Source organism: Pantoea sp. F_5, from assembly GCF_008631595.1.
Lineage (GTDB): Bacteria > Pseudomonadota > Gammaproteobacteria > Enterobacterales > Enterobacteriaceae > Pantoea > Pantoea gossypiicola.
Map to the genome: position 1 here is coordinate 169,539 of NZ_VWUO01000003.1, position 16,215 is coordinate 185,753.

The 16,215-nt window shown below is 56.1% G+C and carries 14 protein-coding genes; 13 read left to right on the forward strand and 1 reads right to left on the reverse strand.

Going from position 1 to position 16,215, the window contains the following annotated elements:
* Positions 1 to 52: 52 nt before the first annotated feature.
* Positions 53 to 1,363: an MFS transporter gene (locus tag F3I44_RS05470; RefSeq protein WP_150019326.1), complete on the forward strand. Its 1,311-nt coding sequence runs from the start codon at positions 53 to 55 to the stop codon at positions 1,361 to 1,363.
* Positions 1,364 to 1,373: 10 nt separating this feature from the next.
* Entirely contained in the window at positions 1,374 to 3,737 is a 2,364-nt protein-coding gene (locus F3I44_RS05475) for a TIM-barrel domain-containing protein (protein WP_150019327.1), read from the forward strand.
* A 435-nt stretch (positions 3,738 to 4,172) separates the two neighbouring features.
* Here F3I44_RS05475 and ftnA read toward each other — a convergent pair whose 3' ends face one another.
* On the reverse strand, positions 4,173 to 4,679 hold the full coding sequence (gene ftnA / locus F3I44_RS05485) for a non-heme ferritin (RefSeq protein ID WP_033733871.1): 507 nt from the start codon (positions 4,677 to 4,679) through the stop codon (positions 4,173 to 4,175).
* A gap of 491 nt (positions 4,680 to 5,170) precedes the next feature.
* Here ftnA and F3I44_RS05490 point away from each other — a divergent pair, with 491 nt between their 5' ends.
* The 11 genes from F3I44_RS05490 (at position 5,171) to deoB (ending at position 16,210) form a co-directional block, all read left to right on the forward strand.
* Complete coding sequence (locus F3I44_RS05490) at positions 5,171 to 5,839, forward strand: nucleoside recognition domain-containing protein (protein ID WP_150014714.1); 669 nt, start codon at positions 5,171 to 5,173, stop codon at positions 5,837 to 5,839.
* Complete coding sequence (locus tag F3I44_RS05495; RefSeq protein ID WP_150014712.1) at positions 5,829 to 6,302, forward strand: YjiG family protein; 474 nt, start codon at positions 5,829 to 5,831, stop codon at positions 6,300 to 6,302. The genes F3I44_RS05490 and F3I44_RS05495 overlap by 11 nt, the downstream gene beginning before the upstream one ends.
* Positions 6,303 to 6,306: 4 nt before the next feature.
* Complete coding sequence (locus F3I44_RS05500; protein WP_150019329.1) at positions 6,307 to 7,410, forward strand: M20 peptidase aminoacylase family protein; 1,104 nt, start codon at positions 6,307 to 6,309, stop codon at positions 7,408 to 7,410.
* Between the two features lie 291 nt (positions 7,411 to 7,701).
* The gene (gene prfC, locus F3I44_RS05505) at positions 7,702 to 9,288 is read left to right on the forward strand and encodes a peptide chain release factor 3 (RefSeq protein WP_150014708.1); all 1,587 of its coding nucleotides are present in this window, start codon (positions 7,702 to 7,704) and stop codon (positions 9,286 to 9,288) included.
* Positions 9,289 to 9,545: 257 nt separating this feature from the next.
* Complete coding sequence (gene osmY, locus F3I44_RS05510; protein ID WP_150014706.1) at positions 9,546 to 10,160, forward strand: molecular chaperone OsmY; 615 nt, start codon at positions 9,546 to 9,548, stop codon at positions 10,158 to 10,160.
* A gap of 96 nt (positions 10,161 to 10,256) precedes the next feature.
* Positions 10,257 to 10,418, forward strand: coding sequence for a DUF1328 domain-containing protein (locus tag F3I44_RS05515; RefSeq protein WP_003848537.1), 162 nt, complete (start codon positions 10,257 to 10,259; stop codon positions 10,416 to 10,418).
* Positions 10,419 to 10,639: 221 nt separating this feature from the next.
* Positions 10,640 to 11,692, forward strand: coding sequence for a patatin family protein (locus F3I44_RS05520; RefSeq protein WP_150014704.1), 1,053 nt, complete (start codon positions 10,640 to 10,642; stop codon positions 11,690 to 11,692).
* On the forward strand, positions 11,689 to 12,486 hold the full coding sequence (locus F3I44_RS05525; RefSeq protein WP_150019330.1) for a TatD family hydrolase: 798 nt from the start codon (positions 11,689 to 11,691) through the stop codon (positions 12,484 to 12,486). Before F3I44_RS05520 ends, F3I44_RS05525 begins: the two co-directional genes overlap by 4 nt.
* Before the next feature lie 234 nt (positions 12,487 to 12,720).
* Positions 12,721 to 13,500: a deoxyribose-phosphate aldolase gene (gene deoC, locus F3I44_RS05530; RefSeq protein ID WP_150014700.1), complete on the forward strand. Its 780-nt coding sequence runs from the start codon at positions 12,721 to 12,723 to the stop codon at positions 13,498 to 13,500.
* A gap of 62 nt (positions 13,501 to 13,562) precedes the next feature.
* Complete coding sequence (gene deoA / locus F3I44_RS05535; RefSeq protein WP_150019331.1) at positions 13,563 to 14,891, forward strand: thymidine phosphorylase; 1,329 nt, start codon at positions 13,563 to 13,565, stop codon at positions 14,889 to 14,891.
* A gap of 95 nt (positions 14,892 to 14,986) precedes the next feature.
* Complete coding sequence (gene deoB / locus F3I44_RS05540; RefSeq protein WP_033784036.1) at positions 14,987 to 16,210, forward strand: phosphopentomutase; 1,224 nt, start codon at positions 14,987 to 14,989, stop codon at positions 16,208 to 16,210.
* Positions 16,211 to 16,215 lie beyond the last annotated feature (5 nt).

Here is a 16,215-nt window from a genome sequence, read left to right on the forward strand (position 1 = left end):
GCGGTACGCCAGCAGGCGGTGTGCGTCATCAATCGCAATCAGGAGTGGCACAATGAGCCTCGAATCAACAACCAAACCCATCAGTGCGTCACGCACGGTGCGCGTGATTAAAAATTTACGCTGGTGGATGCTGGGAATGTTTTTGCTGGGTGTAACCGTCAACTACATCACCCGTAACTCCCTCGGCATTCTGGCACCGGAACTGAAAACCAGTCTGAACATGACCACCGAACAGTATTCGTGGGTTGTAGCAGCATTTCAGCTCGCCTATACCCTGTTCCAGCCGATTTGCGGCTGGCTGATCGATGTGATCGGACTGAAGATGGGCTTCCTGATCTGCGCGCTGATCTGGTCGGTCACCTGTCTGCTGCACGCCGGTGCGGGAAGCTGGCTGCATCTGGCGCTGCTGCGTTTTGTGATGGGTGCTTCCGAAGCGGCGGCCACGCCCGCTAATGCCAAAGCGATCGGTGACTGGTTTCCGAAAAAGGAGCGTCCGGTCGCGGCCGGCTGGGCGGGCGTCGGCTTTTCGATTGGTGCGATGCTGGCACCACCGATTATCTACGTTGCCCACGTTACTTTTGGCTGGCAGGGCGCATTTCTGCTGACCGGCGGCCTGGGCCTGCTGTGGGTGGGACTCTGGTGGTGGGGCTATCACTCGCCGGAAAGCCATCCTCGTCTGTCTGATGATGAACGCGCCTTTATTAATCAGGACAACGAGGCGATCGGTGAAAAGCTGACGTTCTTCACCGCGTTGAAAGTGATTGGTAAAGAGAAAAAATTCTACGGCATCGCCATTCCGGCTTTTCTGGCTGAACCCGCCTGGGCGGTGCTGAGCTTCTGGGTGCCGCTCTATCTTGCCAACGAGCGCGGCATGGATCTTAAGCAGATCGTGATGTTCGCCTGGCTGCCATTTCTGGCCGCCGACCTCGGCAGCGTCGCCAGTGGCTATCTCACCAGAATCTATGTGCGCTGGTTTGGTATGACCCGCGTGAATTCCATTGTTGCCAGTTCAGTCACCGGCGCGCTGCTGATGGTCTCGCTGGCGCTGATGACGCTGGTGAAAGATCCATGGCTGGCTATTGCCCTGATCTCCGTCGGCGGCTTCGGTCACCAGGTGATCTCCTGCATGCTGAGTGCGCTGGTGGTGGAACGCTTTGATCGCCGCCAGATGGCCACCGTTAACGGTATGCGTGGCTCCTGCGCCTGGATCGCCAGCTTTATCTTCTCGCTGATTATCGGTATTACCGCCGATACCATCGGCTTTAATCCGCTGTTTGTAGCGATGGGCTTCTTTGACCTGATTGGTGCCGTTTTCCTGGTGATGCTGATCGCCGAACGCCGCCAGCGCCCTGCTAACCCATAAGGATATCGCGATGAAAACCCTGAAGAACTGGACGCTGCATCAGCAGGCCGATCATTTTGTTGAACTCAAGGTCGACGATCGACATTTCCTGAGGCTTTACGTTCTTGAAGAGAAACTGATGCGCGTGCTGCTGAAGCGCGACGGTGAGCTGGCGCTGAACCGCACCTGGAGCATTGCGCCTGAGCATGATGTGCCGTGGCAGGGACGCGATCGCGAGGCGCTGGATGGCTTTACGCTGCCCGCATTTCAGGTGGAGCACGATGCGCAGCAGTTGCGCATCAGCACATCACAGCTGCGGGTGACGGTGCATCAGCCGCTCTGCCTGAGCTGGGAGCAGTTTGAGGGTGCCAGCTGGCAGCCGCTGACCGCCGATCGTCACACCGGTGCCTATCTGCTCAATGCTCACGGCGACGGAGTGGAGCACTATCAGCGTCGTCAGCCGCAGGATAGGGTGTATGGCCTGGGCGAGAAGACCGGCGACCTGAACCGCGTTAACCGGCGTTTTGAGATGCGTAATCTCGACGCGATGGGCTACAACGCCGCCAGCACCGATCCGCTCTATAAACATATTCCGTTTACCCTGACGCAGCGTGATGGCGTCAGCTTTGGCCTGTTTTATGACAACCTCAGCAGCAGCTGGCTCGATCTGGGGAATGAGCTGGATAACTACCATCTGCCTTATCGCCGTTACCGCGCCGAGGCGGGCGATCTCGATTACTACATGATGCTCGGTCCGACGTTGCTCGATGTCACCAAAGCCTTTGTGCGCCTGACCGGGCGCACGCTGTTTCAGCCGAAGTGGAGCCTGGGCTACAGCGGTTCGACCATGCACTACACCGATGCGCCGGACGCGCAGCAGCAGCTGCAATCCTTTATCCGCCTGTGTCGCGAACATGAAATTCCCTGCGACTCGTTCCAGCTCTCTTCCGGTTACACCTCGATCAATAACAAACGCTATGTCTTCAACTGGAACTACGACAAAGTCCCGAATCCCAACGCGCTGAGTGATGCGTTTCATCGTGCCGGAATGAAGCTGGCAGCCAACATTAAGCCCTGTCTGCTGCAGGATCATCCGCGCTACCAGGAAGTGGCGGCGCAGGGGCTATTTATTCGTGACTCGGAACAGGATCGCCCTGAGCGTTCGGTGTTCTGGGATGATGAGGGCTCGCACCTCGATTTCACCCATCCGCAGGCGGTGCGCTGGTGGCAGGAGAATGTGACGCAACAGCTGCTGGAAAAGGGCATCGATTCCACCTGGAATGACAACAACGAATATGAAGTATGGGATGGCGAAGCGCGCTGTCACGGGTTTGGTCAGCCGATCGCGATCAAGCATATCCGCCCGGTGATGCCGTTGCTGATGATGCGCGCCTCGATGGAAGCCCAGCAGCAGTTTGCACCAGACAAACGACCCTATCTGATCTCACGGTCCGGCTGTGCCGGGATGCAGCGCTATGTACAGACCTGGAGCGGTGATAACCGTACCAGCTGGCAGACCCTGCGCTACAACATCCGCATGGGACTGGGAATGAGCCTGTCCGGGCTGTTTAACGTCGGACACGATGTCGGCGGCTTCTCGGGCGACAAGCCGGATGCCGAGCTGTTTGTGCGCTGGGTTCAGAATGGCGTAATGCATCCGCGCTTTACCATCCATTCGTGGAATGACGATCACACCGTGAACGAGCCGTGGATGTACCCGGATGTCACACCGATGATCCGCGAGGCGATCCGGCTGCGCTATCGTCTGATGCCTTACCTCTATAACCTCGCGTGGCAGGCCAGCGCGGAAGATGAGCCGATGCTGCGTCCGACCTTCCTCGACCACGAGCAGGACCCGCAAACCTATGAGGAGTGTGATGATTTTATGCTGGGGCGCGATCTGCTGGTCGCCAGCGTCGTGGAGCAGGGCGCGCGTTGTCGTGAAGTCTATCTGCCACGCAACCAGGGCGGCTGGTATGACTGGCACAGCGGCAGGGCGTTTGCGGGCGGCGAAACGATTACACTGGATGCGCCGCTGGATCGACTGCCGTTGCTGGTGCGTGCCGGTGCAGTGATCCCGCTGGGCGAGTGCGAGACCACGACGGATGCGCGCCGCGACACCGTGCGGCAGTGGCAGCTATGGCCGGCACCGGAAGGTGTAACCACTCAGGGCGAAATGTTTGATGACGATGGTGAGAGTCATGGCTGGCAGCAGGGCAATGCGCTGTGGCTGCGCTGGACATTGTGCAGCAGCGCCAGCCGTATCGATCTGACGGTGGAAAAACGCGGCGACTATCAGCCCGCCTGGCGGGAGATCGCGCTGTTACTGCCTCCGGGGGAACGTCGTGAGCTGTGGGTGAATGGCGAGAAAGCGGCGAGTTACCGGCTGGGATAGCTGTGTTGAGGAGGCAGTGAAGAAAAGTCCGGCCCCGAAGCGGGGGCCGTTAAGGGCAACAGCAAAACCGGACCTGCTTCGCTGTGAGATCGTGCTTGAGCAGGAAATACGGTCAGTTCGGAAAGACGCTAAGGCCAGTTCGTGACATGCTCGACCCGCGCGATTACGCACCTCATCCCTGAGGTGCGCCCGTTGCCGGGCCAACGCTTTGCGCTGTTCAAAAACGCTCCCGGCGTTTTTAGTACGCACCTCATCCCTGAGGTGCGCCCGTTGCCGGGCCAACGCTTTGCGCTGTTCAAAAACGCTCCCGGCGTTTTTGTCCAGGGCGCGGGACGCTTTCCTCCTCTGACCGTATTCCCTGCTACTTAAGCTTTATCATTGCTTCCTGAAAGCGCACCAGGGAATTGTCAGCAGTCTGAACCGACCTGAAAGATATTATTCTGCGTGGTTCTCGGTGCTCATACGGCCCAGATCTTTATCAACCAGAAACAGACCGTTGCCGCTGTTGCTGACCAGCGCCAGTTTATCCAGCACAGTTTTGAACAGCTTCTCTTCTTCATGCTGTTCGGCAACATACCACTGCAGGAAGTTGAAGGTAGAGTAATCCTGTGACGTCATAGCGGCATGTGCCAGCTCATTGATTTTGCTGGTGATCAGCTGCTCATGTTCCAGCGCTTGCTGCAGGATTTCATTCAGTGAGGTGAAAGAAACCGGTGGCGCAGCGATGGTGCCCAGCACCGGCATCGCGCCGGTATCGCTCAGATAATCAAACAGACGCTGCATATGCTGCATCTCTTCGCGTGAATGCATCTTCAGGAAGGAAGCGGCACCCTCAAAGCCTTTGTCGCTGCACCAGGCACTCATTTGCAGATAAAGATTGGCAGAGAAAAATTCCAGGTTCAGCTGGTCGTTTAAACGCCCAGTCATTTCAGCAGTCAGCATGGCCGAGTCCTTTTAAGAAGATGTTAAATAAACAGGTAGATGCGGTGAATTATGCATCATACATGTTAGTAAAGTGAAGCCTTTTACGCAAAATAAGTCAATTTATCTGGTTGATTTAAATAGAATTATTTCGGAAATTGAATGCGACCAATTCTCATTCTGTATCGCGCAACATCAGGCAATAACGTCAGGGGGATCAGCACCATGATAGTGCGGACAATGGTTATTCTGCTGGTGCAACAAGTTGCTTAAGCAGACGAAATATCGCCAATCTGATGCCGTCCCGGAAATATCACGTTGTGGTCTGAAAAATAATTTTCAGAGACTGATAAGAGTCATGGCGTTGATTAAACGTGCTGTGTCGGGAAATAAAGCGTTAACAACCTTTCTCTTAGCGGCTCTGGCATAAATCCTGCTTAGAACTGAGTTCCATATATTGAAACTTGTCACGGCAGGGAACGGGCGGCAGGCCATGTTATCAGGAGAAAATAATGTCAGAAGAGAGTGTGGTTAATCCGGTAAAAATGACGGCGACTAAAGGCAGTTATATCGCATTAATTTTTGCCATTCTGTTTTTTTCAGGGCTGTTTTATAACGTCGAGGGCCTTAAATGGCTGGGTGCGTTTGACTTCACTACGCTGGGCGGCAGCTTCGGCACCATGAAAGATCCCGCCAGCAATACCTTTCTCGGTGCAGGCGGACTCAGCGCCAAAGCGGGCTTCCTGTTTGCCCTGTCGCTGACCCCCACGGTAATGCTGGCGCTGGGTGTGCTGGAAATCTTTACGCATTACGGCGCGATTCGCGCGGCACATCGCTTGCTGACGCCGCTGCTTAAGCCGCTGATGGGGTTGCCGGGTCGTTGCGGTCTGGCGTTAATCACTGATCTGCAAAGCACCGACGCGGGCGCAGCATTAACCAAAGAGATGGCTGACCAGAAACAGATTGGTAAAAAAGAGCTGGTGGTGATGAGTGCCTGGCAATATTCCGGTGCCGGATTAATCAATAATTACTTCGCCATCGGTTCAGCGCTGTTCGCCTCCATGACGCTGCCAATTATTATTCCGCTGCTATTAATGTTCGTGCTGAAATTTGTCGGTGCGGCGATAACGCGCGCTGTGTTAAACAGTGTTTATAAAAAGGATTTCGTCGATGGAAAATAAAGTTGCAACCCGTGCAAATCCCTTTGATGTCTTTGTGACCGGCGCGCGCAAAGGCTTTCACATTGCCATTCACAACCTGATGCCGAATGTGGTGATGGCCTATGTGCTGGCAGAAGTACTGAATCTGCTCGGCATCATGCAGTTTCTCGGGCATGTCTTTGCGCCGGTGATGGGGCTGTTCGGCCTGCCGGGCGAGGCGATTACAGTATTGCTCACCGCCTGGCTCTCCTCGTCGGCGGGCACGGGCGTGGCGGTAAGCCTGCTGACCAAAGGACTGCTGACCGGCGCGGATATCACCATTCTGGCGCCGGCGATTTTCCTGATGGGATCGCAGCTGCAATATATGGGACGGCTGCTGGGCGTGGCCGATGTGCCCAAAAAATACTGGCCGCTGCTGATGCTGGTGAGCATCATCAACGCGCTGATCGCAATGTCTGTTATGCGTCTGTTTATTCAGGAGTAACGCTGTGACTAAGGTATTAGAGCATTATCACTATTTGCACGAAATTCCGGAGCTGGGTTTTCAGGAGGTAAAGACCTCGGCCTACATCGCCGATCAGCTCGAGAAAGCGGGCCTGAAGGTGACGCGCAACATCAATAACACCACCGGCATTGTGGCGGAGATCGACAGCGGGGTACCGGGGCCGGTACTGGCGCTGCGCGCGGATATGGATGCGCTGGGGCATATCATTGATGGCGTGCCGTGTGCGCGCCACACCTGTGGCCACGACGGTCACTCTTCAGTGGTGCTGACAGCGGCATCGGCGCTGCTGCAGGAGGGCACGGTGAAACGTGGCCGGCTGAAGATTCTGTTCCAGCCCGCCGAGGAGCTGGGTGCCGGTGCGCTCTCAATGATCGAAGGTGGCGCACTGGATGATGTGGAGATGATTCTGGGCTTCCATCTGCGTCCGCTGGAAGAGTGTGTGGTTGGCCAGGCGGTGCCTGCGGTGCTCTACTCCGCCTGCAGCACGCTGGAAGCGACCATTAAGGGCCAGCCCGCCCATGCGGCGCGTCCGCATCTTGGCGTGAATGCACTGGATGCCGCTGTACAGGCGGTTCAGGCCGTCAATGCCCTCCATCTGTCACCGGGCCTGACCTGGAGCGTCAAAGCGACCCGCTTCCTGTGCGATGCCGGTGACACCAACTCGGTGCCGGATGAAGCCCGCGTGGTGTGGGATCTGCGTTCGCAGGAGAACGGGCCGATGACGCAGCTGAAAGAGCAGGTCACGCGCGCCATTACCCACAGCGTGGCGGCACTGGGAGCCAGCGCCGAGGTTCGCGTGCTGAAAGAGATGCCGGCTGCCGAGATTGATGATGAGGCGACGGCGGTGATCCGCGCCGCCATCGTTGAGGTGCTGGGCGAAGAGGGTGCACTGCCGACCCGAACCACGCCAGGCAGCGAGGACTTTTTCTACTATCCGGTGAAGCGTCCGGGAGTGAAAGCGGGCTTCTGGGGGCTGGGCACCAACCTGACGCCAGGACTGCATCATCCCGATATGCATTTTGATCTCAGCTCGCTGGAGATTGGTGTGCAGATCTTCAAAGCCTGTGTCAGAAAGGTACTGGGATAACAGAGTGGGGCGGGTGCAGACCCGCCCGACTCTGTTGCCGCATCCGCTGTTCTCCGATTCCTGGCCTGCGAAATCACGCCCCCTTCCCTGTAGGCCGCGCGCGCAAAATATTGTATGCTATGCCGCCTTAAAGCTGACCAGGTAACCGGACTTCACGCCAATGTAACTTCGCGCTGACCCGCCAACGATGAAAGGTCGTTTTGGCACCGTTTACCCGCCGGTAAGGTTCTGCCGGCCACCATGATTTATCAGCAGCGCCAGTACGTTGCGCTGCCTATTGAGAAGAATTCCATGTCTAATCCCTTTTTAGAAGAGGTGGCACGCCGCCGCACCTTCGCGATCATTTCGCACCCGGATGCCGGTAAAACCACCATTACCGAAAAAGTGTTGCTGTTCGGACAGGCTATCCAGACCGCCGGTACCGTAAAAGGCCGTGGCTCTAACCAGCACGCCAAGTCGGACTGGATGGAGATGGAGAAACAGCGTGGTATCTCTATCACTACCTCGGTGATGCAGTTTCCTTACCGCGATAGCCTGGTAAACCTGCTGGATACCCCAGGTCACGAAGATTTCTCGGAAGATACCTACCGTACGCTGACCGCAGTAGACTGCTGTCTGATGGTGATCGATGCCGCGAAAGGCGTCGAGGATCGTACCCGCAAGCTGATGGAAGTGACCCGTCTGCGCGATACGCCAATCCTGACCTTTATGAACAAACTTGACCGTGACATCCGCGATCCGATGGAGCTGCTGGATGAGGTAGAGAGCGAGCTGAAAATCGCCTGCGCACCGATCACCTGGCCTATCGGCTGCGGCAAGCTGTTCAAAGGGGTTTACCACCTCTACAAAGATGAGACCTACCTCTACCAGAGCGGTAAAGGCCACACCATCCAGGAAGTGCGCATCGTGAAGGGGCTGAACAACCCGGATCTCGACGCCGCAGTGGGTGACGATCTGGCGGCACAGCTGCGTGAAGAGCTGGAGCTGGTGCAGGGTGCCTCGCACGAGTTCGAGCAGGAAGCGTTCCTGAGCGGCGAACTCTCGCCGGTCTTCTTCGGCACCGCGCTGGGTAACTTTGGCGTGGATCATATGCTGGATGGCCTGGTTTCCTGGGCACCGCGTCCGATGCCACGTCAGACCGACACCCGCACCGTGGAAGCGCAGGAAGAGAAGTTCACCGGCTTCGTGTTTAAGATCCAGGCAAACATGGACCCGAAACACCGTGACCGCGTCGCCTTTATGCGTGTGGTTTCCGGTAAGTATGAAAAAGGGATGAAGCTGCGTCAGGTGCGCACCGGCAAAGATGTGATCATCTCCGATGCGCTGACCTTTATGGCGGGCGACCGTTCCCATGTGGAAGAAGCCTATCCTGGCGACATCATCGGCCTGCATAACCACGGTACCATTCAGATCGGCGACACCTTTACGCAGGGTGAAAATATGAAGTTCACCGGTATTCCGAACTTCGCGCCAGAGCTGTTCCGCCGTATTCGTCTGCGCGATCCGCTGAAGCAGAAACAGCTGCTGAAAGGGCTGGTTCAGCTGTCGGAAGAGGGTGCAGTGCAGGTGTTCCGTCCGGTGCATAATAACGATCTGATCGTGGGCGCGGTCGGGGTACTGCAGTTCGATGTGGTGGTGGCACGTCTGAAAAGCGAATATAACGTCGAAGCGATCTACGAAGCGATTAACGTCTCAACGGCGCGCTGGGTTGAATGTGACGATGCTAAAAAGTTTGAGGACTTCCAGCGTAAAAACGAAGTTAACCTGGCACTCGATGGCGGTGATAATTTGACTTATATCGCGCCAACCATGGTGAATCTGAATATTACGCAGGAACGTTATCCCGACGTCCGTTTCCGTAAAACACGCGAGCACTAATCGCCTGTTTCCGGGCCATTCCAGCAGGGAATGGCCCTGATTTTCCCACTCCAGACTCCTCCTAAAAACCCCGTTTTTCTTCTGTTTTGACGTGTGATCAACCAGTTAGCCAGGCAAATCGCAAAATGCCGTCTATGATTATTTTATCGGACGGCGGAAGAGACTTCTCTTGTCCTTACGTCCTGTAACGCAGCGGCACCTGTGCCTCTGTTTCGCCCACAGTTTTGGGTGAGTTAACTGATAGAAGGAAGATATCGATGAACAAGACTAAGATTGCTAAAACCCTGATGGCCGCCATGATTGGTTCAGCACTGATCAGTGGTAGCGCACTGGCCGACGAATCGCTTTCTCAGAAAGCGTCACAGACAGCCGACAGCGCGGGTTCGAAAATCGATAGTTCTATGAAAAAAGTCGATGGTTATATGGATGACAGCGGCATCACCGCTAAAGCCAAAGCGGCATTGGTGGATGACGACGCAATTAAAAGTACGGATATCTCGGTAAAAACGCATAGCGGCGTCGTGACCTTAAGTGGTTTCGTCACCTCACAGGATCAGGCTGAAAAGGCTGTGGCTGTGGTGCAGAAAATCGAAGGTGTTAAATCCGTCAGCGACAAACTACACGTCAGAGACAGCAAAACCTCTTCAGTGAAAGGTTATGCCGGCGATGCTGCTACAACCAGCGAAATTAAAGCTAAGCTATTAGCAGATGACATTGTTCCGTCGCGCAACGTAAAAGTTGAGACTACCGACGGTGTTGTTCAGCTTTCAGGGCATGTTGCTACTCAGGCACAGTCAGATCGTGCAGAAAGCATCGCTAAAGCCATTGAAGGCGTAAAAAGCGTTAAGAATGACCTGACGGTTAAATCTTAAGCTTGCGTGCGGTCACGGTTGTGGCCGCACAAATAAAAGAGACCCATCCGGGGATGAAATAAGCAGTTCGAATTTAAATAGGGTAAGGAGAGGCTTATGTTTCGTTGGGGCATTATTTTTCTGGTGATCGCACTGATCGCTGCAGCGTTAGGTTTTGGCGGTTTAGCGGGCACAGCAGCATGGGCAGCTAAAGTTGTCTTCGTCGTTGGTATTATCCTGTTCCTCATCAGCCTGTTTACCGGCCGTAAAAAGCTTTAGCCGATGAGTCCTGCAGTGTAATGCAACGCAAAGCATAGAGCGGAGACCAGTCATCTGCAGCGACTGACGTGAAGAGAGGGACACCTTCACATCGCTGCGATGGCAGGCCAGTTTAGCTGGCCTGCCGGTTAAAGGAATAGATGACTGGTTCTCCGGAATGCTGCTGTTTTTAACGGACCCATCCTCCAGCATACCCGGAACCCTTTGATGAGGTTCGCACAGTGGGTATACGCATTCCCGTCACACTCGGCGTCATTGAACCTCTGGCCCTGACACCCTTCAAAGCTCAGAAAATAGCCCTGGTCTGTGAAGGCGGCGGTCAGCGCGGTATTTTCACCGCAGGCGTATTAGACGAATTTCAGCGTGCCCGATTCAACCCTTTTCAACTGATGCTCGGCACCTCTGCCGGTGCACAAAATCTCTCTGCCTTTGTCTGTGGTCAGCCCGGCTACGCCCGTCGCGTGATTACCCGCTATACCACCAGTAAACTCTTTTTTGATCCGCTGCGTTTTGTGCGCGGAGGTAATCTGATCGATCTCGACTGGTTGATCGATATTACCCGCAGTGAATTTCCGCTGGCGATGAGCAGCGCGGAACAGCTGTTCTCCAGCGGCCGGGAGTTTTATATGTGCGCCTGCCGTAGCGACGACTATACGCCCGGTTATTTTACTCCCACCGCCGACAACTGGCTGGATCTGATTAAAGCCTCCAGTGCCATTCCCGGTTTTTACCGGCTGGGCGTCAATCTGGAAGGGATAAGCTATCTCGATGGCGGCATCAGCGATGCCATTCCGGTGCGTGAAGCCGCCCGTCGCGGGGCCGATACCATTGTAGTGATCCGCACCGTGCCGTCGCAGATGTTCTATACCCCGAAATGGTTTAAGCGGATGGAGCGCTGGCTCAGCACCGGGGCACTACAGCCGATGATCAACGTGCTGAATAAGCATGAGCAGAGCTATCGCGAAATTCAGCAGTTTATCGAGAATCCGCCCGACGATTTGCGCATTATCGAAATCTTCCCGCCGCATGTGCTGGCCAGCAGTGCCCTTGGCAGCCGTGTTGCCGCGCTGAATCAGGATTATCATCTGGGACGGCGCTGTGGCCGCTATTTCCTCGCCACGCTGGGCCAGTGGCTGAGCGATGCGGAACCGATGAGCTCAACGCGCATCGTTACGCCACCTGCGCCGGTCGCCAATGCACCGGATACCCGATTGATTATCACGCCGCCGTTGGCGGACAATGATGCAGATTATGACAAAGGATCGCTGGCATGATGTTTATCGACACGCACTGTCATTTCGACTTTCCGCCTTTCGAAGGGGATGCTGCCGACAGCCTGGCGCGCGCCGCGGAAGCGGGTGTAGAGAAGATTATCATTCCGGCAATCGATGCCAGCCGGTTTGAGCGCGTCTGCGCGCTGGCTGCTGACCACTCGCCGCTTTACGCGGCGCTGGGCCTGCACCCCATCGTCATTGAAAATCACGTTGAGGCGCATCTTGGGCAACTGGAAACCTTACTGCAACAGCGGCCACGTAAGCTGGTGGCGATCGGTGAGATCGGACTGGATCTCTATCGCGACAATCCGCAGTTTGATAAGCAGCAACGCTTTCTTGAAGCGCAGCTTAAGCTGGCAAAGCGTTATGCGTTGCCGGTGATCCTTCATTCACGCCGTACACATGACAAGCTGGCACAGATTCTGCGTCGTCACGATCTGCCGCGCTGTGGCGTGGTGCACGGTTTCGCGGGCAGCCTGCAACAAGCGCAGGCCTTTATTAAGCTGGGTTATGCGATTGGCGTTGGCGGGACCATTACCTATGAACGCGCCAGCAAAACCCGTCAGACCGTGGCGCAACTGCCGCTCTCGTCGCTGCTACTGGAAACCGATGCACCCGATATGCCGCTGCAGGGCTTTCAGGGCCAGCCAAACCGCCCTGAACGGGCGCGTCAGGTGTGGGAGGTGCTCTGCAGCCTGCGAGAGGAGTCACCCGAAGAGATTGCCGATGCGTTGTGGCACAACAGCCAGCAACTCTTCCAGCTCGATCCCGCTTTCCCGGCGCTGCATAACTGACCGGATCTGCCTCATCTGCGCTTAAATGTGATAATAGTAACATTGGGCCGACTGGCGTATAATGGCCACTAAACGCTGTTATCTGCGATTTTTGTCACAGGGAGTGTGGCACGATTGCACTAATTTCTTATCCCTATGTGACTGCTGGCACATATCAGGCCGCTTCTGAGTGTTATTATTATAACATTCCGCCGGCAAGCCGGTGGGTTGCACCCCGATCCTTTGGAGAGCCTCATGACCGATATTAAACCTCTTGCCCTGCGCGCCCTGAAACTGATGGATTTAACCACCCTGAATGACGACGACACCGACGCAAAAGTGATCGCCCTGTGTCATCAGGCTAAATCCCCGGCAGGCAATACCGCCGCCATCTGTATCTATCCGCGCTTTATTCCGATTGCGCGTAAAACGTTGCGGGAGCAGGGTACGCCGGAGATCCGCATCGCTACGGTGACCAACTTCCCGCACGGTAATGACGACATCGATATTGCACTGGCAGAGACCCGCGCCGCCATCGCCTACGGTGCGGATGAAGTGGATGTGGTCTTCCCGTACCGCGCGCTGATCGCCGGTAACAGCCAGATTGGTTTCGATCTGGTAAAAGCCTGTAAAACCGCCTGCGCTGAAGCGGACGTGCTGCTGAAAGTCATCATCGAAACCGGTGAGCTGAAAGAAGAAGCGCTGATCCGTCAGGCTTCTGAGATTGCCATTGATGCGGGTGCCGACTTCATTAAAACCTCCACCGGTAAAGTACCGGTTAACGCCACGCCGGAAGTGGCGCAGATCATGATGAATGTGATCCGTGACAAAGGCGTCAGCCAGCAGGTTGGTTTCAAACCGGCGGGCGGCGTGCGCACTGCTGAAGATGCTGCGATCTATCTGCAGATGGCCGAAGAGACGCTGGGTGCCGACTGGGCCGATGCGCGCCATTTCCGTTTTGGTGCATCAAGCCTGCTGGCGAGCCTGCTCAACACCCTGGGTCATGACAGCGACACCAGTAAAGCGGGTTACTGATCCTTCAGGCGGTCGCTGACCGCCTGTTCTCCATCCTGATTTCCCTGAACCAGGGGGCTACTTTGTTCCTGCCACAAGAAATTATTCGCAAAAAACGTGACGGCCAGGCGCTGACTGAAGAGGAGATTCGCTTCTTCATTAACGGCGTGCGTGATAACACCGTCTCTGAAGGTCAGATTGCCGCGCTGGCAATGACTATCTGGTTCCATGATATGACACTGCCGGAGCGGGTTGCGCTGACGATGGCGATGCGTGATTCCGGTACGGTACTTAACTGGAAATCACTCAACCTTAACGGGCCGGTGGTGGATAAGCACTCGACCGGCGGCGTCGGCGATGTGACGTCGCTGATGTTAGGGCCGATGGTCGCCGCCTGCGGCGGATATGTGCCGATGATCTCCGGTCGTGGTCTGGGGCATACCGGCGGCACGCTGGATAAACTGGAAGCGATTCCGGGCTTCGATATTTTCCCCAGTGATGATCGTTTCCGCGAGATCATTAAGCAGGTCGGTGTGGCGATTATCGGCCAGACCAGCTGGCTGGCCCCGGCGGACAAGCGCTTCTACGCGACGCGTGACATCACCGCCACCGTCGATTCCATTCCGCTGATCACCGCCTCGATTCTGGCGAAGAAGCTGGCCGAGGGACTGGATGCGCTGGTGATGGATGTCAAAGTGGGTTCCGGCGCATTTATGCCAACCTATGAAGCCTCAGAAAATCTGGCGCAGTCGATTGTGGGCGTTGCCAACGGCGCAGGCTGCCAGACCACCGCGCTGCTGACGGACATGAATCAGGTGCTTGCCTCGTCAGCCGGTAACGCGCTGGAAGTGCGCGAAGCGGTGCGCTTCCTGACCGGTGAACAGCGCAATCCGCGCCTGCTGGAAGTGACGCTGGCGCTCTGCAGCGAAATGCTGATCTCCGGCAAACTGGCCGCCAGCGACGCCGACGCGCGTCAGAAGCTAATGACGGTGCTGGATAACGGCAAGGCGGCTGAGGTGTTTGGCCGCATGATCGCTGCCCAGCAGGGACCGGCTGATTTCGTCGAACGCTATGACACTTATCTGCCCGCGGCAATGCTGAGTAAACCGGTTTATGCCGACCAGCCAGGCATCGTCAGCAGCATGGATACCCGTGCGCTGGGCCTGGCGGTGGTGGCGATGGGCGGCGGACGTCAGCGTGCCAGCGACAGCATCGACTACAGCGTCGGCCTGAGCGACATGATTACCCTGGGCGAACGTGCCGATGCACAGCGTCCGCTGGCGATGATTCACGCCAGCAGCGAAGACAAATGGCAGCAGGCCGCCGCAGCGGTTAAAGCTGCGCTGGTGCTCGGGGATTCAGCACCGGCAGAGACGCCAGTTGTCTATCGCCGTGTGAGCAATCTCAGCTAACTGACCAGTAACCGATGCCAGCCGCGATGCATTCGGGTATACTGATCTGATCGCTTTTTTTTGACTTGTCACGCGCCAATGCGCAGGAGACTTGCATGAAACGTGCTTTTATTATGGTTCTCGATTCCTTTGGAATTGGCTCCAGTAAAGATGCCGATAAATTCGGCGACGCAGGTTCAGATACCCTGGGTCATATCGCCGAAGCCTGTTTTAACGGTGAGGCAGACAAGGGACGTAAAGGTCCCTTACATCTGCCTAATCTCACCGCGCTGGGGCTGGGTAAAGCCGCCGAGCTGTCGACCGGCCGCTTCCCGGCGGGTCTGGATCCTGAGGCAAAAATCACCGGCGCGTACGCATACGCCAGCGAGCTTTCGTCAGGTAAAGATACGCCGTCAGGCCATTGGGAGATCGCCGGTGTACCGGTGCTGTTTGACTGGGGCTACTTCAGTGACAAAGAGAACAGCTTCCCGCAGGAACTGCTGGACAAGCTGGTAGCACGCGCCGACCTGCCGGGCTATCTCGGTAACTGCCACTCTTCAGGTACGGTGATCCTTGATCAGCTGGGCGAAGAGCATATGAAAACCGGCAAGCCGATTTTCTATACCTCTGCGGACTCCGTATTCCAGATCGCCTGTCACGAAGAGACCTTTGGTCTTGAGCGGCTCTATGCGCTGTGCGAAATCGCCCGCGAAGAGCTGACCGAAGGGGGCTACAACATTGGCCGCGTGATCGCCCGTCCGTTTGTGGGTGACAAAGCGGGTCAGTTCGAGCGTACCGGTAACCGTCACGATCTGGCGGTCGAGCCGCCATCCGCCACCATGCTGAAAAAGCTGGTGGATGAGAAGGGCGGTCACGTGATCTCCGTGGGTAAAATCGCCGATATCTATGCTGAGCAGGGCATTACCAAAAAGGTCAAAGCGACCGGTCTGGATGCGCTGTTTGACGCGACGATTCAGGAGATGAAAACCGCGCCGGATCAGGCGATTGTTTTCACCAACTTCGTTGATTTCGACTCCACCTGGGGACATCGTCGCGATGTCGCCGGTTATGCGGGCGGGCTGGAGCTGTTTGACCGTCGTCTGCCTGAGTTGATGGCGCTGGTTGGCGAAGATGACATTCTGATCCTGACCGCTGACCACGGCTGTGATCCGACCTGGGAAGGCACGGAGCACACGCGTGAGCACATTCCGATTCTGATCTACGGACCGAAAGTGGAGCCGGGTTCACTCGGATACCGCGAGACTTTCGCCGATATTGGTCAGACAATTGCACACTATTTTGGCCTGTCCGAGATGGACTATGGCAAGAACATGCTGTAAATCAG